The organism is Arthrobacter jiangjiafuii (assembly GCF_018622995.1).
Classification (GTDB): domain Bacteria; phylum Actinomycetota; class Actinomycetes; order Actinomycetales; family Micrococcaceae; genus Arthrobacter_B; species Arthrobacter_B jiangjiafuii.
The window spans coordinates 1443328-1467622 of sequence record NZ_CP076022.1 but is presented as its reverse complement, the minus strand read 5'-3'; the positions used below and the strand labels follow the sequence as shown (position 1 = coordinate 1467622).

At 66.5% G+C, this 24295-nt stretch carries 18 protein-coding genes; 8 read left to right on the top strand and 10 right to left on the bottom strand.

Annotated features, from left to right (window positions below):
• Positions 1-133: 133 nt before the first annotated feature.
• Positions 134-709 (bottom strand): TetR/AcrR family transcriptional regulator, encoded by a 576-nt coding sequence (locus tag KKR91_RS06835; RefSeq protein WP_210230950.1) that lies wholly within the window; start codon positions 707-709, stop codon positions 134-136.
• A gap of 151 nt (positions 710-860) precedes the next feature.
• Between KKR91_RS06835 and KKR91_RS06830 the strand changes: the two genes are divergently transcribed.
• From KKR91_RS06830 to KKR91_RS06820, 3 genes are all read left to right on the top strand, one after another.
• The gene (locus tag KKR91_RS06830; protein WP_210230949.1) at positions 861-1892 is read left to right on the top strand and encodes an NAD(P)-dependent alcohol dehydrogenase; all 1032 of its coding nucleotides are present in this window, start codon (positions 861-863) and stop codon (positions 1890-1892) included.
• Between the two features lie 105 nt (positions 1893-1997).
• Entirely contained in the window at positions 1998-2708 is a 711-nt protein-coding gene (locus KKR91_RS06825; RefSeq protein ID WP_210230948.1) for a metal-dependent transcriptional regulator, read from the top strand.
• 4 nt (positions 2709-2712) lie between these two features.
• Complete coding sequence (locus tag KKR91_RS06820) at positions 2713-3288, top strand: hypothetical protein (RefSeq protein ID WP_210230947.1); 576 nt, start codon at positions 2713-2715, stop codon at positions 3286-3288.
• Between the two features lie 171 nt (positions 3289-3459).
• Here KKR91_RS06820 and KKR91_RS06815 read toward each other — a convergent pair whose 3' ends face one another.
• Genes KKR91_RS06815 through KKR91_RS06800 form a run of 4 tightly spaced genes read right to left on the bottom strand, consistent with a single transcriptional unit; the run spans position 3460 to position 10677 of the window.
• On the bottom strand, positions 3460-4455 hold the full coding sequence (locus KKR91_RS06815) for a GNAT family N-acetyltransferase (protein ID WP_210230946.1): 996 nt from the start codon (positions 4453-4455) through the stop codon (positions 3460-3462).
• A gap of 34 nt (positions 4456-4489) precedes the next feature.
• Positions 4490-8002 (bottom strand): thiol reductant ABC exporter subunit CydD, encoded by a 3513-nt coding sequence (gene cydD / locus KKR91_RS06810; RefSeq protein WP_210230945.1) that lies wholly within the window; start codon positions 8000-8002, stop codon positions 4490-4492.
• Complete coding sequence (gene cydB / locus KKR91_RS06805) at positions 7999-9018, bottom strand: cytochrome d ubiquinol oxidase subunit II (protein WP_210230944.1); 1020 nt, start codon at positions 9016-9018, stop codon at positions 7999-8001. The genes cydD and cydB overlap by 4 nt, the downstream gene beginning before the upstream one ends.
• A gap of 18 nt (positions 9019-9036) precedes the next feature.
• Positions 9037-10677 (bottom strand): cytochrome ubiquinol oxidase subunit I, encoded by a 1641-nt coding sequence (locus KKR91_RS06800; protein ID WP_210230943.1) that lies wholly within the window; start codon positions 10675-10677, stop codon positions 9037-9039.
• Between the two features lie 220 nt (positions 10678-10897).
• Between KKR91_RS06800 and KKR91_RS06795 the strand changes: the two genes are divergently transcribed.
• Together KKR91_RS06795 and KKR91_RS06790 are read left to right on the top strand one after the other, a co-directional pair.
• A complete protein-coding gene (locus KKR91_RS06795; protein ID WP_210230942.1) occupies positions 10898-11275 on the top strand; it encodes a BlaI/MecI/CopY family transcriptional regulator in 378 nt (125 codons plus the stop codon).
• Positions 11276-11302: 27 nt separating this feature from the next.
• Positions 11303-12268 (top strand): M56 family metallopeptidase, encoded by a 966-nt coding sequence (locus tag KKR91_RS06790; protein WP_210230941.1) that lies wholly within the window; start codon positions 11303-11305, stop codon positions 12266-12268.
• 117 nt (positions 12269-12385) lie between these two features.
• Here the strand turns inward: KKR91_RS06790 and KKR91_RS06785 are convergent, their stop codons facing one another.
• Positions 12386-14497: a DNA gyrase/topoisomerase IV subunit B gene (locus tag KKR91_RS06785; RefSeq protein ID WP_210230940.1), complete on the bottom strand. Its 2112-nt coding sequence runs from the start codon at positions 14495-14497 to the stop codon at positions 12386-12388.
• Between the two features lie 254 nt (positions 14498-14751).
• Between KKR91_RS06785 and KKR91_RS06780 the strand changes: the two genes are divergently transcribed.
• Positions 14752-14976: a DUF7455 domain-containing protein gene (locus KKR91_RS06780; RefSeq protein ID WP_210230939.1), complete on the top strand. Its 225-nt coding sequence runs from the start codon at positions 14752-14754 to the stop codon at positions 14974-14976.
• A 288-nt stretch (positions 14977-15264) separates the two neighbouring features.
• Here KKR91_RS06780 and KKR91_RS06775 read toward each other — a convergent pair whose 3' ends face one another.
• From KKR91_RS06775 to KKR91_RS06760, 4 genes are all read right to left on the bottom strand, one after another.
• Positions 15265-16560 carry an RNA polymerase sigma factor gene (locus KKR91_RS06775; protein WP_210230938.1) on the bottom strand — a complete coding sequence of 432 codons (1296 nt, stop codon included), beginning with the start codon at positions 16558-16560 and terminating at the stop codon, positions 15265-15267.
• A 389-nt stretch (positions 16561-16949) separates the two neighbouring features.
• Positions 16950-18275, bottom strand: coding sequence for a DUF4192 domain-containing protein (locus KKR91_RS06770; protein ID WP_210230937.1), 1326 nt, complete (start codon positions 18273-18275; stop codon positions 16950-16952).
• A 114-nt stretch (positions 18276-18389) separates the two neighbouring features.
• Entirely contained in the window at positions 18390-19748 is a 1359-nt protein-coding gene (locus KKR91_RS06765) for an MFS transporter (RefSeq protein ID WP_210230936.1), read from the bottom strand.
• Between the two features lie 15 nt (positions 19749-19763).
• Complete coding sequence (locus tag KKR91_RS06760; protein WP_210230935.1) at positions 19764-20804, bottom strand: proteasome assembly chaperone family protein; 1041 nt, start codon at positions 20802-20804, stop codon at positions 19764-19766.
• 308 nt (positions 20805-21112) lie between these two features.
• Between KKR91_RS06760 and KKR91_RS06755 the strand changes: the two genes are divergently transcribed.
• Together KKR91_RS06755 and lpdA are read left to right on the top strand one after the other, a co-directional pair.
• The gene (locus KKR91_RS06755; protein ID WP_210230934.1) at positions 21113-22645 is read left to right on the top strand and encodes a leucyl aminopeptidase; all 1533 of its coding nucleotides are present in this window, start codon (positions 21113-21115) and stop codon (positions 22643-22645) included.
• A 206-nt stretch (positions 22646-22851) separates the two neighbouring features.
• Positions 22852-24234, top strand: a complete 1383-nt coding sequence (lpdA, locus tag KKR91_RS06750) for a dihydrolipoyl dehydrogenase (protein ID WP_210230933.1) — start codon at positions 22852-22854, stop codon at positions 24232-24234.
• Positions 24235-24295: the final 61 nt, after the last annotated feature.

Sequence of the window (24295 nt, the reverse complement as noted above, 5' to 3'; positions counted from 1 at the left end):
CCTTAGGTATGGAATCCGGTTCTCAACTTATACCCCCCTAGGGTATCCGTCAAGTACCCCCAGGGGGTATTAGCAGAGATCGAAACGGTTGTAGCGCTCCAGTGCACCGCTGATCTGCCCCGGCCGGCTCCAGCTACGTTGCCGGCGCGAAGGTTCTGTGGACGATTCTGGTTAATACCTCGCGTCGGCGTTGATGTTCGGCGGGTGCGTCGGCCGACGTCGCAGTGAACGTTGTGCTGGCCGGAGACCAGGTCATTGAGATTGCGATAACCGTAGTCAGCACCTCGAACGGGGTGAAGTACTTGTCGATATAGCCGGCGTTCTGGGCGTCTGCGATATTGGCGAGCTTGTCCGAATCGAGCCGGTCAGCGTCGGCGGTCAGGTGCCCGGCCGGACGCCGCTCCAGGCGGGCCCAGGTCGCCAGGCGGACCAGTTCGGGGTGCTCGAGATATTCGTTGTAAAGCCGCACCGCATATCCCGGAAGATCTTTTCCGTCTATCGGAACGGCGTTGACGATGCCGTCAAGGGCTGCACTGAAGACTCTTTCAAACAAGGCCTCCTTGCTGCCGTAGAACGCGTAGAGCTGGGCCTTGTTTGCCTGGGCGTTGGCCGCGATCCTGTCCACCCGGGCGCCGGCAATCCCGTATGCCGCGAACTCCTCGCTTGCGGCAGCGAGTAGGCGTTCGCGGGTAGCGTCTCCTGGCTTCATCCTTCCACCCTAACAAACTAGTTGGTTTGTCTTTTTTACGCACACGGCGTAGTGTCGCCGAATCAAGTAACTAACTAGTTTGTTTTTGAGGCTCTTGAAGTACCCGCTCCCACGCCCGCCAGCAGCAGTTCCCACCGGAAAGAAGATTCCCATGCGGAAAACCACGGCACTCACCGCTACCGCAGCCAACCAGCCCCTGACGGTTGAGACCATTGAACGGCGGGACCTCCGCAGCAACGACGTCGCCATCGATGTGACCTTCTGCGGGGTCTGCCACTCCGACCTCAACGAGATACACCGCCCCGGAAACAAGCCACTGGTGGCAGGCCACGAATTCGTCGGCACTGTCACGGAAACAGGACGGGACGTCACCAGGTTCCGTCTTGGGGATTCAGTTGCAGTCGGCAATATCGTGGATTCCTGCGGCAGTTGCACCATGTGCACCGCCGGCCAGGAGAACTACTGCGAGCAATTCCCCACTCTGACGTACGGCGGCACCGATCGGATTGACGGGTCCACAACCCAGGGCGGATTCGCCCGCGAATACATTGCCACTGAAAAGTTCGTCTATCCGCTCCCCGAAAACCTCGACCCCGCCGGAGTCGCCCCGCTCATGTGCGCCGGGGTCACGGTATGGGAACCCCTTGTCCGCTGGAACGCAGGACCAGGCATGACTGTAGGAATCGTCGGCCTCGGAGGCCTGGGGCACCTCGCCGTGAAGTTCGCCCACGCACTCGGCGCGCACGTCGTCCTGTTCACCACATCCCGGGAAAAAGCCTCCGGCGCCAAACAACTGGGGGCCGACGAGGTTGTCGTATCGAAAGATTCAGCCGCTATGCAGGCCCAGTCAAACCGCTTTGACCTCATTCTTGACACGGCCTCCGCTCCTCACGACCTCACCCCTTACCTCCGCGCCCTCGGACTTGACGGAACACTCTGCGCACTCGGCGCACTCGGATCCATGGAGTTCGATCCATTGGCGTTGCTCATCGGCAGAAAGAGTATTGCCTCTGCCGGCAGCGGCGGGATCGCCGGGACACAGGCCATGCTCGATTTCTGCAGCCGCCATGGAATCACCGCAGATGTGGAAGTACTGCCGGCACGGGACATCAACACTGCCCTCGCCAGACTCGAACGCAATGACGTCCGGTTCCGCTTCGCCTTGGATATGAAGGAATTCTGAGCCGGGAACCCCGGCGCGGAGTGAACGGTGCACCGGGCACGCGTGACGACTGACCCGCGGCAGGTGCCGCCCGCCGATCCGGACCGCAACACGTAAGGTAAAGGGGTGGGTACCAAACAGCTTTCAACCGCGTCCGAGGACTATCTCAAGGTCATCTGGACCGCCCAGGAGTGGACCGACGCACCCGTGACCGTATCGGCACTGTCGGCCCATGTGGGAAACTCGCCCTCGTCGGTCTCCGAAGCGGTGAAAAAACTGACGACCCAGGGGCTGCTGACCCACGCACGGTACGGATCAATCACCCTGACCGAGGCCGGAACCCGCGAGGCCGTGGCCATGGTGCGCCGGCACCGGCTGATCGAGACCTTCCTCGTGGAGTACCTGGACTATGGCTGGGACGAGGTCCACGACGAGGCCGAACACCTGGAGCACGCGGTGTCGGACAAGATGGTGGATGCCTTGGACCGGCGGCTGGGGTATCCCGTCCGCGATCCGCACGGCGATCCCATTCCGTCCAAAGACGGCAGCTTCCCCCCGCTGGCCGCGGTCCGGCTCAGTGCCTGCGAGGACGGCACCAGCGCCACAATTGCCCGCGTCTCGGACACCGACCCGGAACTGCTGCGGTATCTGGCGACCCTGGGCCTGCATCTGGATGTGCAGGTGCAGGTGCTGGCGCGCCAGGCCTACGCCGGCACGCTGACTCTGGCTACCGGCGGGAAGAGGCTGGAGCTGGGGCTTCCCGCGGCCCAGTCGATCTGGGTCCTGCCCGCCGCCCTTGACCCGGCTGCCGCCCAACCCACAGCCGCGCACCCCTAGCGCCATGGATACGGCCCGGGTACAGCTGTGGTGGCTGCCGGTCGGAGCGGGCGGACACGTGGTGGTCCACACCAGCCGATGGTGGGAATCCGTCCACGCCCGGCTGGAGCACCGTGTACCGCAGCCGCTGTTCCACAGTGCCCTCATCGTGCTTCTGGGCGGGGCGGAGTACGTCATTGAAATGTCCCCGGCCTGGGTCCGGCAGGATCCAGCCCGCGGGGTCGTAGCCACGGGACCGGTGGGGCTGGGCTGGCTGGGCCGCTCACGACTGTTCCGCTACGAGGTCCGCTGCTGGCGCGACGGCGTCCTGCCGGACCGCCCGTATGCGGCCGCGGCACCTGTCGAATTCCGGCTCTCCCCCTCAGCCGGCGCCGCGATGCTGCAACGCACAGCCCAGGTGCCGCGCCATATCTGGGGACGCAAGGTGCCCGGCTCGGCCGACATGTGGAACTCGAATTCGCTCGTGTCCTGGCTGCTTCACGGCGCGGGGATCGACGCCGGAACCATCCGCCCGCCGCACGGCGGCAGTGCGCCGGGCTGGGCCGCGGGTTTAGCGGCCGCCCTCGTCCAGCGTCCCTAACCTCTTGAATGCCGACCGGCCGTCACTCCGGCCCATCGCTCAGCTGCCCATCGCTCAGCTCGGACCTCTGTGCGGCCGGCATCGAGTGTCGGGCTCACGCCCCTGCCGGACGGCCGTTAGGGCATCAACTCCACAGTGGGAGTACCGGCCGGGCGATCTTCGACTTGCGCCTTACGGCAGCACGTGGAAGTCGAAAAAGACCTCGCGGAAGGTCGGCTCGTACCCGAGCCGCTCATAGAGCCCCAGCGCGCCGGAGGGGTTTTCGGTGTCCACGCCCAGACCGGCACGCTCCATGCCCGACGCCTTGTACCGGCGCATCGCTTCTCCCAGCATGGCCGGTGCCAGGCCCAGGCCCCGCCAATTCCGGCGCACACCGAGCAGCTCGGTGTAGCCCTCGGTGTAGCCGGTGAGGTTTTTGGCCTCCGGATCAAAGGAGGCGATGTTGTAGCCGGCAATTTCCCCGGCGGCGGTGTCCATCACCACGAAGGTCCAGTCCGCGCGGAAGTGCGGGTGTTCCACGTTGTGCTGCCAGCGCTCGGAATCCCGTTCCTCGCTGCCCCAGTGGTCCCGGAAGACTTCGTTGTGCGCTACGCGCAGTGCCTCGGAAATGTCCTCGTGGAAGGTGACGTATTCCAAACCCTCCGGCAGCGGCACGTCCGCAATGCCGGCATCCAGCGGCCGGCTCATCTCCGTAAAGTAGCGCACCACCTTCCCACCGGCCGCGTGGAACAGTGCCACGTGCGAGGCGTTGTCCTCCTCGGCCATGAACCGCAGCAGGCCCTTCTCGTGGCCGGTTTCCAGCAGGCGTTCGCGGGCGCGCTGCTGCTGCCAACGCAGCATGGCGGTCCCGATACCGCGACGGCGCCACTGCGGGTCCACTCCCCCGGCACCGTGGATTTTGTCTGAACCTTCGGTCCGGACCAGGTAGCCGTAGGCGCGCGGCACGCCGTTGCGGTCCAGTCCCAACAGGGTGTCCCTGGCCGGGTTGTCCGAGCTGGCGGCCAGGACATGCTCCAAATCCGCACGCTGCTGGACATATCCCGGCTTGTCCACTGCGGCGATGCGCCGGACCAGTTCCAGCCAGGCGTCAACGTCTTCGGCCGAGATGGCCCGCCAGCGCAGGCCCGTCGCGGGTCCAGGAATTTCCGGAGGCATGGAGATCGTCATGTTTCCAGCCTATGACAGGGACCCTTGGGCACTCTTACGCCTGTGGTGCCGCACACACCGGCTCGCCCAGGGTGATGCTGCTGCTGCACCATGCGGCATCGGCCGGATTGTGTGTCACCACCACCACGGATTTGCCGCGCAGCCCGCCGGCCAGGTCCGCCATCAGCTGCTCGCCTGCCTCGGCATCCAGGTGCGCCGTGGGCTCGTCCAGCAGAACGACGTCGGCCTCGGTCAGGAGGGCGCGCGCCACCGCCAGGCGCTGGCGCTGTCCGCCGGACAGGAAGTGTCCGCCGGCGCCGACCCGGGTATCGAGGCCGTCGGGCAGTCCGGCCAGGAACGGGCCCAGGCCGACGGCGTGCAGTGCGTCAGCCATTTCCGCTTCGCTTGGAGCATGGCGGCGGTCGCGGGCCAGCAGCAGGTTCCCGCGCAGGGTGGAGTCAAACAGGTGGGCCTCCTGCGGGCACCAGGCCATCCGCCGGGCAGCGGCGGGCAGCGCCGCGGCCTCGACGCCGTTGATCCGGAAGGATCCTTCCTGCGGGGTCAGGAATCCGAGCAGGACGCCCAGCAGCGTGGATTTTCCGCTGCCGGATTCTCCGGTGACCGCCAGCCAGGAGCCGCGCTCCAGGTCCAGGTCCAGGTTTTCGAAGACCGGCCGGGTTTGGCCCGGATAGCTGTAGCTGATGCCGCGCAGCTGCACGGTTTCCACGGCGGGGATTTCCGGCTCCGGACCGTCGTGCCGCTCGCCCAACTCATCGTCCAGCTCATCCCCGGACGCTTCCCGGGGCTCGACGTCGTCGGTCCCCAGATCCGGCAGGACCTTGTCGCCGAGCGTCCGCCAGGCAGTGAACTGCTGGATGGACCCGTTGACCGCAACGAACGCTTCGATCAGGGCCAGCTGCATAAGTACGACGACGGCGGCCACCGTAGCGGGCACCGAGCCAGCCAGCGTGAGCATGTACAGCGCGCCGAGGGAGCAGACCAAGGCCGTGAGGGCGTTGGCCAGACCTTGTGCCCAGGCGCTGCGGCGGACCGCTGCGCCGGCACGGGCGTCGAGTTCCTGCTGCCGGGCAAAGACGGCGGTGGCACTGGCGTTGGCTTCCAGGTCCGGTGCCGCAGAGAGCAGTCGGGCCATGGCGGACATGGACCGGGACTGCAGGCGCACGGTTGCGGCGCGGGCAGCGGAGTCGGCGGCGTGGGCCAGCAGCGGAGCGAGGAGGAGTCCGGCCACGCAGACTCCGATTTGGGCGGGCAGCGCCTCGGGCAGCAGCAGGCCGGTGGCGATGCAGGCGGCCACCGCGGTGAAGAATCCGGTCAGCGGTGCGAAGACGACACGGGGCGCGATATCGCGCAGCTCGTCCACATCACCGACCAGGCGTTCCAGGGCACCGCCGCCGCGGGCAAGCCGGCGCCACCCCTCGGGGCGCTGCAGCAGCCCGTTCCAGAGCCGGATCCGGATCGAGTTGGTGCCCCGGAAGACGGCGTCGTGCAGGCGCAGCCGTTCCATGTACCGCAGGATCGACCGGCCGATGCCGAAGAACCGCACGCCCACGATCGCCATGAGCAGCAACAGGATCGGAGGCTGTTCGTACGCACGGACAATCAGCCAGCCGGACAGCGAGGTCAGGGCAACGGCAAAGAGCGTGGCGCCGGTGCCCAGGAACAGTGCCAGCAGGAACTGCCGGCTCCAGGGGCGCAGGACCATGAGGTTTTTCCACAGCGGCTGGTGCACCGGGTGGGTGCCGGTATCGGCGAGCTCCTCCTGCCAGCGGGCGGAAGAAGCGGTTGGTGCAGGAGCGGCGGCGGGACCGGTGTCGCGGCGGCCGTCCGGTTCGTTGCCGGAAAGACTGTCGGCGTCGGAACCGGCCAAAGCGGCGGAACCGGCCAACGATGCAGCCCCGGCGTCGCGGACGGCGCCGGCAGCGGCTGTCTCCTGCGCGGCGTCCCCCTGATGATTCGTCACCGGAATCAGCTGCCCGGCAATCGCTGCGGCGTCCTGGTCATGGGCCACCAGCAGCACGGTCACGCTTCCGCGCAGGCGTTCGAGCGCCTCGATAACGGCGGCAGCGCTACGGGCATCCAGGTGTGCGGTCGGCTCGTCGGCGAGGAGGATGCGCACCTGCGGCTGACAGGCGACCCGGGCCAGGGCACGGGCGACGGCGACCCGCCGCTGCTCCCCCGGGCTCAGGTCGGCGGTGCATGCGTCCAGCAGGTGCAGGGAATCGATGGCGGTCAAGGCCTCGATGGCAGCCTGCCGTCCCTCCTGCGCGTCCAGTCCGGAATAGAGGGCGATCTCGGCGGCGGCAGTATCCTCCACCAGCACCGGGTGCTGCGGAATCCAGGCAACCGCTGCCCGGTCCACACCGGCTACGGTGCCTTCGATCGTGGTGTCACCGCCGCTGCGGCGCAGCCCGGCGAGTGCCTCCAGCACCGAGGTCTTGCCGGTGCCGCTGGGTCCGGTCAGGGCAGCGATGCTGCCGCTGGGCACGGTGAAGCTCAGGTTTGAAACCGCCGGCTGCGGCCGACCGGCGTACCGGATGCTCAGCCCGGACACCGCCAGGCCCGCTCCAGCCGGACGCCCGGCCGAGCCTGCCTTTTCCGGCACCAGCGACACAGCCGCGGGGGCATCCAGCACGGCGTTGGTGCGTTTGAGGGCTTCCAGTCCGTCCTCGCTGGCGTGGTGGGCGGTGCCCAGATCACGCAGCGGCTGGTAGCACTCGGGGGCCAGGATCAGGGCCAGCAGGCCCAGTTCCAGCGACATGTCTCCGTTGACCAGGCGCACGCCGATCACAACGGCCACCAGGGCCACTGAGATAGTGGCGATCAGTTCCAGCGCCATGGAGGACAGGAACGCCACCCGCAGGGTTTCCAGGGTGCGGAGCCGGTAACGGTCGGCGACGTCGCGCAGTGCGCGGGTCTGCGCACGCGCCCGGCCCAGGCCCACCAGGACCGGCAGCCCCTTGGCCAGTTCAAGCATGTTGTCCGAAAGCCGGTTCAGGGCATCCACGGCTGCCGCCGTCTTGTCGCCGGTGTGCAGGCCGATCAGGATCATGAACACCGGAATCAGCGGCACGGTCAGCACCACCACGAGCGCGCTGAGCCAGTCCGCGGAGAGGATCCGCAGTCCCACCAGCAGGGGCACGACGGCGCAGGTCACCAGGGCGGGCAGGTACTTGGCGTAGTAGTTATCCAGGCCGTCCAGGCCGCGGGTGATCAGGACGCTCAGCGCGCCGCTGCCCATTCCCGGAACGCTGCCGCCGTCGTCGAGCACGCGTTTGGTGAGGGAGGCACGCAGTTCCTCCTTGACCCCGGCCGCTGCCCGCTGGGACACCGTCTCAGTGCCCCAGACCGCCAGTGACCGCAGCGCCGCGCCGGCGACGCCGTTGGCCAGCACCCAGCGCCAATCGGGGCCGCCGGCGGCCAGCCCGGCCACGCCGGCGGCTATGCCGGTGGCCAGCAGCACCAGGCCGGCGGCCTTGACGGCAGCCAGGAGTCCCAGGAGGTACAGCGCCCGCCGGCTGGCAGCACTGACCGGAAGGACCGGTTTCACTGCGCGTTCACCGTGTGGGCAGCCGGAATCGACGCAGCCGTGATGCGCTTACGGAAGACCCAATAGGTCCAGCCCTGGTAGAGCACCACCAGGGGCAGGCCGAACAGTGAAACCCAGGAGATCACGGTCAGGGTGTAATCGGAGGAGGAGGCGTTGTCCACGGTCAGGCTCCAGGCCGGATCCAAAGTGGAGGGCAGCACATTCGGGTACAGCGAGGCGAAGATGGTGACTACTCCGGCCACCAGGAACAAACCCATCCACGTGAAGCTCCAGCCTTCGCGGCCGCGGCGTGCCGTGATCCAGGCCAGCACCACGGCCGCTACGGCGATCACCAGCGGAATCAGGGTCAGCGCCTTGCCGTTCTGCAGCTGCACCACAATGGCCCAGGCGGCCATCGGGAGCACGCCCAGCGGCAGCCAGCGGACGACGGCGCGGCGGGCGCGCACCTCGATGTCGCCACGGGTCTTCAGCGCCAGGAAGGCGCAGGCGTGGACCAGGCAGAAGGCGACGACGGCGAAGCCGCCCAGCACGGCGTAGCCGTTGAACCAGGCGAAGGCCCCACCCACCCGGTCGCCGTTCTCGTTCAGCGGCAGCCCGGTGGTGGTCAGGGCCAGCGCGGCGCCGACGCCGAACGCGGACACGAAGGAGCCCAGCGCCATGGCCCAGTCCCAGCGGCTGCGCCACCGGTCATCGTTGTGCTTGCCGCGGTACTCAATTGACACGGCCCGGAAGATCAGGCCGAGCAGCACGAACACCAGCGGGATGTAGAGGGCCGAGAACAGGGCGGCGTACCAGAGCGGGAAAGTTGCAAAGGTCATGGCCCCGGCGGTGATCAGCCACACCTCGTTGCCGTCCCAGACCGGGCCGATGGTGTTGAGCATGACCCGGCGGTCCTTCTCGGTGCGGCCCATGAGCTTCATGAGCATGCCGACACCGAGGTCGAATCCTTCGAGGAAGAGGTAGCCGGTCCAGAGAAAGGCCAGGACGATGAACCACAGGGTAGGTAGCGAAATCACAACTGGTCTCCAGAGCGTCTAGTAGGCAAAGCCGAGGACATCGTCGGGCTGCTTGGTCTTGGTGGTGCCGCCGGATCCGTCGCTGCCGGAGCCGTCGTCGCCGCCGGCGGAATCCATGCCGCCGGAGGAGCCGCCGTCGTGCCCGTCACCGTGCAGCAGTTCGGGCATTGCGGAGGGAACACCGCCGCGGGTGAACTTGAACAGCAGCCTCACTTCCACGATCAGCAGGGCCAGATAGACCAGGACGAAGGCGGCGAGCGAGAACAGCAGCTCGGCCCGCGAGACCCCCGGCGACACCGCGGAGGCGGTGAACATGAACACCTGGTCGATGCCGGTGAAGCTCGGGTTGGGCGCCACGACAAAGGGCTGGCGGCCCATCTCGGTGAAGATCCAGCCGGCGCTGTTGGCGCCGAACGGGGCAAGGATGCCAAACACGGCCAGCCGCATCAGCCACTTGGACGCCGGCACGGTGCCCTTGCGGGTCACCCACAGGGCAGCGGCTGCGGCAACTGCGGCAACACCGCCGAAGCCGATCATGATGCGGAAGCCCCAGTAGGTCACCGACATCACCGGCAGGTAGTCAATCTCGGTGCCGGCCTGCTCCCCGTACTTGGGATCGTCGGGAATGTGCGTGCCGTAGGCCTCCTGGTATTCCGGAATCAGGGTGTTGACACCCTTGACCTCGGTATCGAAGTCGTTGTTGGCCAGGAAGGACAACAGACCGGGGACCTCGATGACCGCCGTGACGTCGTCGCAGTTCTTGGCGCCGACATCGCCGACGGAGAGGATCGAGAAGGAGGTGCCGTCGTGGCAGGCGGCTTCGGCTGCGGCCATCTTCATGGGCTGCTGATCAAACATGAGCTTGCCCTGCAGGTCACCGGTGATGGCCGTTCCGGCAAAGGAGATCATCGCGACGACAGCACCGATACGCAGGGATTTGATCCAGACACTGTGGTCGGTCGTGTCGCGGCCGGTTTCCGGGCGCGAACCGACGGTCACCGTACCGTCGGCATTGACGGTGTCGATGCCGTCCCTGCGCCGCTTCCAGAGGTGGAACCAGGCGATACCCAGCAGGAAGCCGCCGGCCACCGAAAGGGCAGCGGTGATCTGGTGCGGAAAAGCAACGAGCAGGGTGTTGTTGGTCAGCACGGCCCAGATATCGTTCAGGACCGGGCGGCCGTCCACCATTTCAACACCCACGGGGTGCTGCATCCAGGAGTTGGCAGCGAGGATGAAGTAGGCCGAGAGCACAGATGCAAGGGTGGCGATCCAGATGGTTGCCAGGTGCAGTTTCTTGGGCAGCCGATTCCAGCCGAAGATCCACAGGCCCAGGAAGACCGACTCGGTGAAGAAGGCCAGGAGGGATTCCAAGGCCAGCGGTGCGCCGAAGACGTCACCAACGAAGCGGCTGTATTCGCTCCAGGCCATGCCGAATTGGAATTCCTGCACCAGGCCGGTGGCCACACCCATGATGAAGTTGATCAGGAACAGCTTGCCCCAGAACTTGGTCATCCGCAGGTACTGCTCTTTTCCGGTGCGGACCCACATGGTCTGCAGAGTAGCCACCACCAGCCCCAGGCCGATGGTCAGGGGCACCATGAGGAAGTGGTAAACCGTGGTGATGCCAAACTGCCAGCGGGCAATATCGAGTGCTTCCAAGGGATGTTTCCTTTACTCGGACCAGAAGTTCTACAGACGGTAGAAGTTCATTCTGCTGACGATCCTAGAACACTTCCCAAGACTTTTCTACGTGATGTAGAACCAGCCCCGGAAACCCTGTACATTAGAGGGATATTGACCCTCCTCCGGTCCCGGCACCTCCGCGATAATCACGGAGCGGCCAGGGCCGGCGGATTTAGTGGAAAGACGGGAACATCAGATGGCTACCCTCGGCGAGCTGGAGCGGGCAACAATGGACCTCCTGTGGGAGTCGTCCGAGGCCGCAACGGCCAACGAACTGCGTGAGAAACTGGCCGAGGCCAACCCGTCCGCCGGCACCGGCCTGGGCAAGGGCCTGGCGGTCACCACCATCCTGACCGTGCTTTCACGGCTGGAGAAAAAGGGTCTGGTACAGCGGGAGCGGAACATCCGCCCGCACCGGTACCGTGCCATCACGTCCAAGGCTGAACACACGGCTGAGCTCATGCATGAGGTCCTCGGCTCCGTAACGGACCGCGAGGCGGTACTGGCCCGGTTCGTCGGCTCGGTGTCAGTCAAGGAAGCGGAAACCCTGCGCCGGCTGCTCGGCGGCGCCTGACCCCGGCCGCAACTCCCCTCCGCCGCGGTGTTCTGGGCCTCATATTGCCTTGCTGCGCTGGCCCTCGTGCTGGCGTGGCCGGTTCCGATTGCCCTGTCCCGGGCGAAGTGGCCGGCACGGTCCCCATTCACCGCCCTGGTGCTGTGGCAGGCCATAGCACTGGCCGGTGGGCTGTCCATGATCGGGGCCATGCTCACGTGGGGCCTGGAGCCCCTGGGCCCGAACCTGATCGATGCCCTGCGCGGGCTGGGGAATATCCTGCTCAACGGCGCCCCCGCCACCACGCTGGGCCTCGTGCACGTGTTTGCCCTCAGCGCCGCCGTGCTGCTGACCGCACACCTGCTCTTCACCCTGCTGCTCACGTACTACCGGATCCGCCGCAGCCGCAACCGGCACCGCGACATGCTGACGCTGCTGAGCTCACCGTCTGCCACCCGCCCGGCCACGGTGGTCATCAACCACCCCACCCCGGTGGCCTACTGCCTGCCCGGTGGAGCCCGATCCGTCACGGTGCTCTCCGACGGCCTGCTGGACATGCTCTCCGACGACGAACTCTCGGCCGTGCTGACCCACGAAAAGGCCCACCTCGCCCAGCATCACCATCTGCTCCTGTGGGCTTTCGCCGCCTGGCGCGCCGCCTTGCCCTGGCTGCCCACGTCCCAGCTGGCCCAGCAGTCCGTGAACGAACTGATTGAAATGCTGGCCGACGACGACGCCCTGGCGCAGGTGCCATCCGAGACCCTGGTGCGGGCGGTGGCGATCGTCGGAACGGGTGCAGCCCCCACTGACCGCGGTATTCCGGCTCCCGCCGTGAGCACCCCGCTGCTGGGCAGCCCCGACGAACTGGAACAGCTGGGCACGGTCCACCGCCTGAGCCGCCTCCTCACGCCCCAGCCTCCCCTGCCGGCCTGGCAGCGCACCGCGGTCCTGATACTCTCCGGACTGCTCCTGGCCGTGCCCACAACGCTCCTGGTGGCCCCGGGCATCGTATGAGCCCGGGTCGCCGGGGAAGCCGCTGAGCCCGGTATCGCTCGATCCGGTCCAGGTTTCTCCGGCTCGATCCGGTCCAGCCCCCCGGCTCGATCCGGCCAGGCGTACTGACCTGAGAGGTTAGGCGTCGATCCGGTCGCGGTCCAGCATCGCCGCCCCGGCCACGATGAAGTCCTTGCGCGGAGCGACGTCGCTGCCCATCAGCAGTTCAAAGGCGCGTTCGGCGTCGGCCGCCTGGTCGATCCGGACCCTGCGCAGGGTCCGGTGCCGCGGATCCATGGTGGTTTCGGCCAGCTGGTCTGCATCCATTTCACCCAAACCCTTGTACCGCTGGATCGGCTCCTTGTAGTTCTTGCCGTCCTTCTGCAGCTTCGCGAGCAGCTGGTGCAGCTCCTTCTCGCTGTAGGTGTAGATCATCTCGTTGGCTTTGGCGCCGTGGTTGATGACCTCCACCCGGTGCAGCGGCGGAACGGCGGCGTAGACGCGGCCGGCCTCGACCAGCGGGCGCATGTAGCGGAAGAACAGCGTCAGCAGCAGCGTGCGGATGTGCGCGCCGTCGACGTCGGCGTCGGTCATGAAGATGACCTTGCCGTACCGGGCGGCGTCAAGCTGGAAGCTGCGCCCGGACCCGGCCCCGACCACCTGGATCAGGGCTGCGCACTCGGCGTTGGAGAGCATGTCCGCCACCGAGGCCTTCTGCACGTTCAGGATCTTGCCGCGGATCGGCAGCAGCGCCTGGTAGTCGGAGGACCGCGCCAGCTTGGCGGTGCCGAGCGCGCTGTCACCTTCGACGATGAACAGTTCGGAGCGCTCGTTGTCGTCAATCCGGCAATCGGCCAGCTTCACGGGCATGGAGGAGGTTTCCAGGGCGTTCTTGCGCCGCTGGGTCTCCTTGTGGACGCGCGCGGAGATCCGGGATTTCATCTCCGAAACGACCTTTTCCAGCAGCAGCGCCGACTGGGACTTGTCGTTGCGGGCGGTGGAGTTCAGGCGGGCGGAGATTTCCTTGTCCACAACCTTGGCCACGATGGCCCGCACGGCCGAGGTGCCCAGGATCTCCTTGGTCTGGCCTTCGAACTGTGGCTCGGCCAGCCGGACGGTCAGCACTGCGGTCAGGCCGGCGAAGACATCGTCCTTCTCGATTTTGTCGTTGCCGGCCTTGAGCTTGCGTGCATTGGCTTCAATAACCTTGCGGAACGTCTTGAGCAGCGCCTGCTCGAAGCCGGCCTGGTGGGTTCCTCCCTTGGGGGTGGAGATGATGTTGACGAAGCTGCGGATGTTCGTTTCGTAGCCGATCCCCCAGCGCAGCGCGATGTCGACTTCACATTCCCGCTCCACTTCGGTGATCTTGCTGTGCCCGGAGGCATCCAGCACAGGAACGGATTCCTTGAACTTGCCGCTGCCCTGAAGGCGCCAGATGTCCGTGACAGCTGCGTCTGCGGCCAGGAACTCGACAAACTCGGCGATCCCGCCGTCGTGCTGGAACACTTCCTCCACCGGGCCGGCTTCTCCCGGTGTGCCGGGAAGGCGGCGTTCGTCGCGGAGGGTGATCCGCAGTCCCGGAATCAGGAACGAGGTCTGCCGGGCGCGGTCCTGCAGTTCGGTATAGGAGAACTTGGCATCGGGGGTGAAGATCTGCCGGTCAGCCCAGTAGCGGATCCGGGTTCCGGTGACGCCGCGCTTGGCCTTGCCGACCACCTCAAGGCTGGAGCTTTCGAGGAACGGTGAGAACTTCGCGTCGGGGCTCGGAGACTTGCCGGTGTCGGCGAAATGCCCGGGCTCGCCGCGGCGGAAGTTCATCTGGTAGGTCTTCCCGGCGCGGTCCACCTGGACGTCCAGGCGGGAGGAGAGCGCGTTGACCACGGAAGCGCCCACGCCGTGCAGTCCGCCTGATGCGGCGTAGGAGCCGCCGCCGAATTTGCCGCCGGCGTGCAGTTTCGTGAAGACCACCTCGACGCCGGTGAGTCCGGTCTTGGGTTCAATGTCCACCGGGATGCCGCGGCCGTCGTCGTGGATTTCCACCGAGCCGTCCGGATGCAGGATCACCTTGATGCTCTGCCCGTAGCCGGCCAGGGCCTCATCGACGGAGTTGTCGATGATCTCCCAGAGACAGTGCATCAGCCCGCGGGAGTCGGTGGAGCCGATGTACATACCCGGACGCTTCCGGACGGCTTCTAGCCCTTCCAGGACGGAAAGGTGGCGGGCGTTGTACTCAGTGTTCGGGGGCGCCACGTGTTCAAAACTCCTCAGGCCTTGGGGACCGTTAGTCGGCGGATCGCCGAGCAAGCTGTGGACCCGGACAAAAACCGGGCCACTTCCAAGGTTAAGGCCCTGCACCGACACTGGCCCGCAGCGACTCAGCGCCGTGAATTACCTCACGAAAGCGCGCCGGATTGGTACGCGTAGAGCGAAAGGCGGGCCCATGCGCCAAGGAGCGCGGCGTAAAGATGGTTATATGAAGTATCAACACCCTTGAGGAGGCTTTCATGACGGCAGCAGTAGCTACTCGTGAACTGAATACGCTGGACCGCTGTGACCGCTGCGGCGCGCAGGCGTACGTACGTGCGGTACTTGAATCCTCGGGCGGTGAGCTGCTCTTCTGCGGCCACCATGCACGGGCCGTGGAGGCCAACCTCCGTCCCCTTACCTCGGAATGGCAGGATGAAACCTCCAGGCTGACGGTAAAGGCCGTTCCGGTCCCCGCAGACTAGGGACGCAACACTGGCGGTGTGACCGGAACACCCGGGCACCGCATACAGCTTGAAAGGATCCCTTCCGCCATGCGGGAGGGATCCTTTTCATGTCCGGTTGGGTTTCGCCGCCAGGTACCTGTGCCGCACCCCAACCGGCGGGACCCGGCCGGCGGGACCCGGCCGGCGGGACCCGGCCGGCGGGACCCGGCCGGCGGGACCGTTAACGCAGGATGCCTCCGCCCCGCCGAAGCGGAGCGGAGGCATCATCCCACAGGACTCAATGCAGGTGCGGGGCACCGGCAGGGATTAGTCCAAGTAGTCGCGCAGCACCTGGGAACGAGACGGGTGACGCAGCTTGGACATGGTCTTGGACTCGATCTGGCGGATACGTTCGCGGGTGACCCCGTAAACCTTTCCGATCTCATCCAGTGTCTTAGGCTGGCCGTCCGTCAGGCCGAAGCGCATGGCCACAACACCGGCTTCACGCTCGGAGAGGGTATCCAGCACCGAGTGCAGCTGTTCCTGCAGCAGGGTGAAGCTCACCGCATCGGCAGGGACAACGGCTTCGGAGTCCTCGATGAGGTCACCGAACTCGGAGTCGCCGTCCTCGCCCAGGGGCGTGTGCAGCGAGATGGGTTCCCGGCCGTACTTCTGGACTTCAACAACCTTTTCAGGAGTCATGTCCAATTCCAGGGCCAGCTCTTCCGGAGCGGGCTCGCGGCCCAGGTCCTGGAGCATCTGGCGCTGGACGCGGGCCAGCTTGTTGATGACCTCGACCATGTGCACCGGTATACGGATGGTGCGGGCCTGGTCAGCCATGGCGCGGGTGATGGCCTGGCGGATCCACCAAGTGGCATACGTGGAGAACTTGAAGCCCTTGGTGTAGTCGAACTTCTCGACTGCACGGATCAGGCCCAGGTTGCCTTCCTGGATAAGGTCCAGGAACAGCATGCCGCGGCCGGTGTAGCGCTTGGCCAGGGAGACCACCAGGCGGAGGTTGGCCTCCAGGAGGTGGTTCTTGGCGCGCTTGCCGTCGTGGACGATAAATTCAAGCTCGCGCTTGAGCTTGGGGTCCATGTCCGGATCCGCTGCGAGCTTCTCGTCGGCAAACAGACCGGCTTCGATGCGCAGGGCCAGGTCAACTTCCTGCTCTGCATTCAGCAGGGCAACCTTGCCGATCTGCTTCAGGTAGTCCTTGACCGGGTCGGCCGTGGCGCCTGCGGAGACGACCTGCTGGGCAGGGGCGTCATCGTCGTCGGCGTCGGAGTACACAAACCCGGAACCTGTGGGTACTGCCTCGGGCGCTGCGGCTTCGTCGAGCTCCGGCTCAGCGGGCTCGGCGGCACGCCGGGACTCTTCCTCCTCCGCTGCAGCTGCTGCCTTGGCGGCCTTGGCCGACTTGGCGGCGGGCTTGCGGGCTGCAGCGGTGCCAGCCTTAGCAGCGGCGGGCTTCCGTGCCGCGGCCTTGCGGACCGTCTTCACAGCAGTCTTCTCGCCGGCAGCAGCTTCCATCGGAGCCGGAGCGGCCGACGCTTCGTCCACGGCAGTGCGCTTGCTTGCAGTGTCAGTCTCTTCGACTGCAGTTGTCTTTCTCGGCGACACAGAAAACCTTTCATACGGCGGGCTGTGGAATCGCCATTGGGGGCAACACCACTATGACCCTGTCAAGTCCGTGCTTGATTTCAAGCGATCCCGATAATGGTTGCTCCTGAGGGAACACTCACACTTCGGTTTCTGTTCCCTCTGCAACAGCAAAAGGTCCAAGAAGCGATACTTGATACACGAACCCGACCGGGTCTCGGTTCCCATTGTCTCACGATTTCCCGTCGGTGCCATCAACCGCGGCGGCATCGGCCGGGCGTCCCGGGCAGGTCCCGGAGCGGCGCGCTGTGCGTCGAGTTGTGCGCCGCGTTGTGCAGCGAGTTGTGCCGCCGGCAGCCCGTCCGGACCCGTTCCTTGCCGGGCCTCGTGGTGGCCGCGCCTGCACCGGGCTATTCCGGGCCACGGCTGGCACGTTCTCCGGCGGCTCCCTTCCATGCCGTGGCCGGGTTCTGCGCCCAGGCCGGGAACATCCCGGTGGCCAGCAGTTCCTGTAACAGCTCCGCCAGGCGGTAGCCGGGATGGGAGTCCAGGCACCGGGCCAGATAGATCTGTGCACGCGATCCGCGCCCCCGCGCCCACTCCGCCCAGGCCAGGAGGCTGAGCAGGGCAGCGGCTGCCTCACCGTCCTCGTCCCCGCTCTCCGGATCTGCGTGGGCCGCAAGGAGCTCAGCGAAGACCAGGGATGCGGCGTCCAAACCGCGCCAATCCGGAGCCTGGCCATACTGCCCTACCAGGACGGACCGGAAATCCGCCCCGGCTTTCCGGTCCGGTTCCAGCGGGTCCAGTGAGTCCGGATCCAGGGAGTCGGCCTGGACGGCGTGAGCTGAAGGCAGGACGGGACGGCGGGTATCGGCCGCCAGCAGCCCGCAGGCAGCAGCGCCGGCAACGGCCCGGCTGCGTCCCAGTGCCGCCATCACCAACAGCGTGTCCCGCACCGGCCGGGCCCGCAGGCTTGCCAGCAGGAAACCGGCTGCCTCCGGGTCGGCGCGAAGCTGTGCGCAGCCCCGCGGCCGCTCCCCGGGAGCACCGGCAGGTGCCGCGGCTTCTGTGAAGAACCGGTCCCAGACCGCAAGGGTGCCGGAGAACTGCGGATACCGGCACCAGTGGCCGCTGATCCGGCGGGCAAAGGCCCGGGCATGGGCGGCTGTTTCCCGGCCGTGTTCCCACGGCGCCGGCTGGTCCTGGCCAACGGCTTCATCGAGGGTTCGGGCGTAGGCGCTGCCGCGGAACACCATTTCAGCGCTCAGGGAGCTGTCTGAAATCTGCCCCAGCGGGTGGCCGGGCCAGGGGCAGCAGGCGTTGTCGCTGCAAAAGTAGTCGCGCCAGGTGGCTGCCGACACCAGCCATCCATCACGGATGGGCAGCCCCGCATCGGCAAGGCACTCCCCCAGCGCGGTGACAAGCCGCAGGTACGGCGGGCTGTCCGCCCGCTTCCATGCACGGTCCGTGTACACAGCCATGAGGACACCGTCCGCGCTCTCGTCGGAGCGCAGGAGTCCGGCCACCCTGGCGGCGTACCCGCGGTAGTCCAGAGCCGCAGCGGGCAGGTCAAGGCGCAGCGTGGCACCGAGCCGCGCGGTGTTCATGGTCATCAGGACCAGCGATTCCTGCGGAGCGAAACCGAGACTGTGGGGAATGAACGCCAGGATGTCGGCCGGACCGCTTACACGGAAGGGCTCCTGCTGGGATTCGCGGGCACTGGGGATGTTCGTCATGCCCCGAGCCTGGCCCGGTGCGGCGCCGGCAGCCAGCACTGCGCCACCGGCTGTGCACAACGCGCATCAGCACCAAAGGAACCCGCCGGCGGTGGAGGGCCGGTGCCCGGAGCGTTACCCGGTTTCGTTGCCCGGGGAGGACTGTTCCGTGCCCCTGCGTGCGGCCTGTTTGCGCAACCGCTCCCGGGCCAGGGCCTGCCGCAGCGGCGGCAGCCGAACGCCGTCGTCGGCCATCCGCGCCCGGACCTTGGCCCGCGTCGATAGGATCCCGGCGACACCGAATCCCATCACCACAAACTGGACGGCGAGGGCGATGCGGAAGGAATCCAGGGCGTACAGGTCCCCTCCGGAGAAGCCGGCGGCATTGAGCACATCCAGCACCACACCGATCAGGTACATGGATACCAGCGAGGCAATGAATCCCCCGATGTTCACGATGCCGGTGGCGGTGCCCAGCCGGTTCCCGGGATTGTAGGTGCGCGCAAAATCAAAGCCGATCATCGACCCCGGACCGCCGATCGCCAGGACGGCCACCAGCAGTGCCAGGAGCCACAGCGGTGCCGGGCCCGGATAGAGCAGCACGGCCAGCCAGGCGCAGGCCATCGCCCCGGCGATCAGCAGCACCATCGTGGAACGGCGCAGCGGATGCCGTCCCACCCAGGAGCCCAGCCAGGGACCGCAGATCACGGCCACCACCACAAAGAGCGTCATCAGGGCCGAGGCCCACGAGGAATCCACCCCTTCGGCGCTGACCAGGTACGGGAAGCCCCACATCATCACGAACACCGTGCCGGGGAACTGGATGGTGAAGTGCGTCCACATGCCCAGGCGGGTGCCGGGCTGGCGCCAGGCCTGCGCAAGGGAGGTGGCGGTCTGCCGCAGCGGCAGCACCTGCGGGCCTGCGGTCCCGGGCGGCCGGTTCCGGACCAAGAGAAGAGTCAGCACCAGGGCAAGGACCGACAGTGAAGCCGCCGACACAAAGGCCGGGCTCCAGCCGAACCGGTGCAGGACAAAGGCAAAGGGAATGGCGCTGGCAATCTGGCCCAGCTGCCCCACGATCCCGGTCCACTGGGTCAGGATCGGGATCTGCCGGCCGGTGAACCAGGCCGGCAGCAGCCGCAATACGCTGATGAAGGTCAAGGCATCGCCGGCCCCGACCAGGGACCGACCCAGGATGCCGCCGGCCACCGAATCCGCCGTGGCCAGCTGCAGCTGCCCGGCCATCATCAGCCCGGCGCCGCCGGCAATCAGCAGGCGCGGACCAAACCGGTCCACCAGGACGCCCACCGGGATCTGCAGCCCGGCGTAGACCAGCAGCTGCACCACGGTGAAGACCGACAGGATGGACGCGGTCGCGTCAAAACGGGCGGTCGCTTCGAGCCCCGCAACGCCGAACGTGGTCCGCTGCGTGACCGCTGCCAGATAGGCCAGGACGCTGACGCCCCACACCAGCCAGGCGCGCCTGCCGTTCACGCAGCCACCCCGGGATTAGGAGTCGCGCGGCGACTGATCCCGCGGCGTCGTTCCGAACTGCTGGTCGGCGTGCCCGTCCGTTGTCCCACCGGTTTCCGTTTCCTCCGTTGCCTCGTGTGTTTCGGGCCGCAGCGCTTCCGACTCCTCTTCCGCCTGCGGGCTGGCCAGGTAGGCCTCGACGGCGGCACCGAGTTCCTCGGCGTCGGCAAGTTCGTCGTTGTCCTTCACGAGCAGGGAACGGCGCACTGTGCTGTCGGTGTATTCGTCGTAGCGCTTCTCGAGTGTGGCCACCACACCCTTGACGTCGGCTGAGGCCTCCACCTGTTCGGCGATCTGGCGTTCGACGTCGCGGCCGGCCTCGCGGAGCCGGTCCGTGGGCAGCATCAGCGAAGCAGCTGCACCCAGGTACTCCAGGCCGGCGACGGCGGCGGGTGGGAACTCGGCCTCGGCCAGATAGTGCGGCACGTGCATGGCATGGCCAAGGACATCGATCCCCGCCTGCGTGAGCCGCAGTTCCAGGATATGACCCACGGCCGCCTGGATCTGGGCGGTGGGCCGCCAGGCGCTGATGCCTGTCATCAAGTCCGGGCGGTTGCCGTGCACGGTGACGCCCACCGGCCGGGTGTGCGGTACGGGCATGGGAATGGAGTGGATCCAGCTCACCAACTGCACGTCAAAGGTTTTGGCCAGGTGCACGACGGCGGCCGCGAAGCGTTCCCACTGCACATCGGGTTCAAAACCGGTCAGGAACAGGAACGGCTCCCCCAGCCCGTCATACATCCGGTACAGGTTCAGCAGCGGCGGCTCGTAGTCCTCCAGATGGTCTTCCTGGAAGAAGATCTGCGGCCGGCGTGCCCGGTAGTCAATGAGCTGGTCGGCGTCGAACGTCGCCACCACGTCGTGTTCCAGGGTCTCCAGCAGTTCGTCCCGGATCTGCGACACCACGTGGCCGGCTTCGGCGAACCCGGTGAAGCCCACCAGAAGCTGCAATCCGTGCAGGGCCTCGTCGTCGGCCACCTCGGGATTCAGGTTGAACAGGGTCAGCGGATCAAGCATGTCTTCCCCTTCTGTGCTTCCATGCGCTTCGGTCCCCCGGGCTCTGGATTTCCTCTGCCGCGGCGGGAGAAACCTCGGCCGCCGGCAGGTACGGCGCAGGACGCGCTGTGTACTCAACCCTAAACGCCGCCGCCCCCGCGTTTCATTCCCGTCTCCCCCGATGGCGCACGGTAACGCTTCACGAACGGACGCGGTGCGGGCAAGAGACTACGATCGGTACGAGGAGCCGCTCCCGGCGCATGCATGTCGGGAAACGTTAGACCGCGGCGCTCACCACAATTCGCGCAAAACGCTAAGGATGAAACTTCGTGATCAGAACGAACGAGCCAAACCTGTCGGTGATTTCCAGGGACGTACAGAAAGTACCGGCCCAGGCATTGGTGGTGGGGATCGGCCAGACTCCCGGCGGCCCCGTTTTGATTGAGAGCCCGCTCAGCCCCAAGGCTGCCTCAGCACTGGCTGCCTCACTGCCGCTGCTCGGGGTCACCGGTGCCGCCGACGAGGTTCACCGCCTGCCCGGCCTGCCCGAGCTGGAAGCCCAGATGCTGGTGCTCGCCGGAGTGGGCAAGGTTGCCGCCGGCGTTCCGCTCACTTCCGAAGCCCTGCGCCGTGCCGCGGGCTCAGCGATCCGCCAGCTGGCCGGCACCGAATCGGTTGCCCTGGCCCTGCCCGCCGCCACCGTGTCCGACGCCGCAGCCGTTGCCGAGGGTGCGCTCTTCGGCGCGTACAGCTACAGCGAGCACCGCACTGCCAAGGGCACAGCGGTCAAGTCCCCGGTGGCCAGCATCATCATCGTCACGCCCGCCGCCGATGAGAAGGCACTCAAGCCGGCTTTGGAGCGCGCCCGCATCCTGGGCCGCGCGGTCAATGCGACCCGCACCCTGGTCAACCAGCCGCCGAGCCACCTCTACCCCGAGACGTTCGCCGCCGCTGCCAAGGACCTGGCCAAGCCGCTTGGCGCCAAGGTCAAGATCACGGTGATGGATGAGAAGAAGCTGGAGCGGGACGGCTTCGGCGGCCTGATGGGCGTCGGCAAGGGCTCCTCGCGGCCGCCGCGCATGGTCAAGCTGGAATACGCCCCGCAGCGCCCCAAGGCCAAGCTGGCCCTGGTGGGCAAGGGCATCACCTTCGATTCCGGCGGACTCTCGCTGAAGCCCGCTGCCGGCATGCAGACCATGAAGTGCGACATGGGCGGCGCCGCCGTCGTCCTGAACGCCCTGCTCGCCATCGCCGAACTGGGCCTGCCGGTCAAGGTCACCGCCTGGCTGTGCCTGGCGGAGAACATGCCCTCGGGCACCGCGCAGCGTCCAGGCGATGTCATGACCACATACGGCGGCCGTACCGTCGAGGTGCTGAACACCGACGCCGAAGGCCGCCTGGTCATGGCCGACGGCCTGGTTGCGGCTTCCGAGGAGGCACCGGACGTCCTGATTGACGTCGCCACCCTGACCGGCGCGCAGATGATCGCCCTGGGCAACCGCGTTTCAGCCGTCATGGGTGAAGAAGGAGTGCGCGACGCCGTGAAGGCCGCCGCGGACCGCGCCGGCGAGCTGTTCTGGCCGATGCCGATTCCGGAAGAACTCCGTGCCAGCCTGGATTCTCAGGTTGCGGATATCGCCAACCACGGCGAGCGGTTTGGCGGCATGATGACCGCCGCGACGTTCCTGCGGGAATTTGTCGGCGAGGTCGACGGCGTGAAGATCCCGTGGGCGCACCTGGACATCGCCGGTCCGGCCTTCAACGAAGGCTCACCGTACGGCTACACGCCCAAGGAAGGCACCGGCGTCGCAGTCCGCACGCTTGTGGCCTACGCCGAAGACGTGGTTTCCCGCTCCGCATAACGGGCGCACCTATAGCACCGCCCCCTGCCCGGGGGCACCTGGAATGACAGTTGTGGCTGGTGTTTCTCCTTACAGTTCCCGCCGGCGGACCTTCATTGAGTGGATGGAGCCCTGCCGGCGGGATAGTGTGAGAGACGATCACAACCGCCCAAATCACTAAAACGACGCGCCCATGTGCGTCACCGATTACGCGAGGGAGCGTCCAAGTGGCCGAAAAGGCAACTGCGCAAGAATTCGACATCCTGATCCTCGGAGGGGGAAGCGGCGGCTACGCCGCTGCCCTTCGCTCCGTGGAACTGGGTTTCTCAGTAGGACTCATTGAAAAGGGGAAGCTGGGCGGCACCTGCCTGCACAACGGCTGCATCCCCACCAAGGCGCTGCTGCACTCGGCGGAAATCGCCGAAAACGCCAAGTCCGCAGCGAAGTACGGCATCAACGCCACCTTCGACTCCATTGACATGGTGGCGGTGAACTCCTACAAGGACAACATCATCGCCGGCAAGTTCCGCGGACTGCAGGGCCTGATCAAGTCCAAGGGCATCACTGTCATCGAGGGTGAAGGCAAGCTCACCAGCGAAAAGACCATCGAGGTCAACGGCACCACCTACACGGGCGCCAACATCATCCTGGCCACCGGCTCCTACTCCCGTTCACTGCCGGGACTGGAAATCGGCGGCAAGGTCATCACCTCGGACCAGGCCCTGAAGATGGACACCGTTCCGAAGAGCGCCATCATCCTGGGCGGCGGCGTCATCGGCGTCGAGTTCGCCTCGGTCTGGAATTCCTTCGGCGTGGACGTCACCATCATCGAGGGCCTTCCCTCGCTGGTGCCGAACGAAGACGCAGCGATCGTGAAGCAGCTTGAGCGCGCCTACAAGAAGCGCGGCATCAAGTTCAGCACGGGCATCTTCTTCGACAACGTCAAGCAGAACGACGACGGCGTGGTCGTCACCCTGGCTGACGGCAAGACCTATGAAGCGGACCTTCTGCTCGTGGCCGTCGGCCGCGGACCGGTCACCGCCAACCTGGGCTACGAAGAGGCCGGCCTCACCATGGACCGCGGTTTCGTGATCACCAACGAGCGCCTGCACACCGGCGTCGGCAACGTCTTCGCCGTCGGCGACATTGTTCCCGGCCTGCAGCTGGCCCACCGCGGCTTCCAGCAGGGCATCTTCGTCGCCGAGGAGATTGCCGGCCTCAACCCGGTTATCGTCGAAGACGTGAACATCCCCAAGGTCACCTACTGCGAGCCGGAAATCGCCTCCGTGGGCCTGACCGAGAAGGCTGCCAAGGCCAAGCTGGGCGACGAAAATGTCCAGGTCCAGGAATACAACCTGGCCGGCAACGGCAAGACCTCCATCCTGGGCTCCTCCGGCCTGATCAAGATGGTCCGCGAAAAGGACGGCCCCATCGTGGGCGTCCACATGATCGGCGGACGCATCGGCGAGCAGATCGGCGAAGCTCAGCTGATCGTGAACTGGGAAGCCTACCCGGAAGACCTGGCGAGCCTGCTGCACGCCCACCCCACGCAGAATGAAGCTCTCGGCGAGGCCGCCATGGCCCTCGCCGGCAAGCCGCTTCACGGCTAGACCAAGTACCACCTGCCCAGTGCACCCGGCAGCCGGACCACCGGGTGCACTAGGCTTCACA

Coding starts and splice junctions, on each gene's coding strand:
- KKR91_RS06795 (WP_210230942.1), top strand. CDS start 10,898: ATGGCTACCCTCGGCGAGCTGGAGCGGGCAACAATGGACCTCCTGTGG.
- KKR91_RS06830 (WP_210230949.1), top strand. CDS start 861: ATGCGGAAAACCACGGCACTCACCGCTACCGCAGCCAACCAGCCCCTG.
- KKR91_RS06760 (WP_210230935.1), bottom strand. CDS start 20,804: ATGCTTGATCCGCTGACCCTGTTCAACCTGAATCCCGAGGTGGCCGAC.
- KKR91_RS06780 (WP_210230939.1), top strand. CDS start 14,752: ATGACGGCAGCAGTAGCTACTCGTGAACTGAATACGCTGGACCGCTGT.
- KKR91_RS06770 (WP_210230937.1), bottom strand. CDS start 18,275: ATGACGAACATCCCCAGTGCCCGCGAATCCCAGCAGGAGCCCTTCCGT.
- KKR91_RS06835 (WP_210230950.1), bottom strand. CDS start 709: ATGAAGCCAGGAGACGCTACCCGCGAACGCCTACTCGCTGCCGCAAGC.
- KKR91_RS06815 (WP_210230946.1), bottom strand. CDS start 4,455: ATGACGATCTCCATGCCTCCGGAAATTCCTGGACCCGCGACGGGCCTG.
- KKR91_RS06820 (WP_210230947.1), top strand. CDS start 2,713: ATGGATACGGCCCGGGTACAGCTGTGGTGGCTGCCGGTCGGAGCGGGC.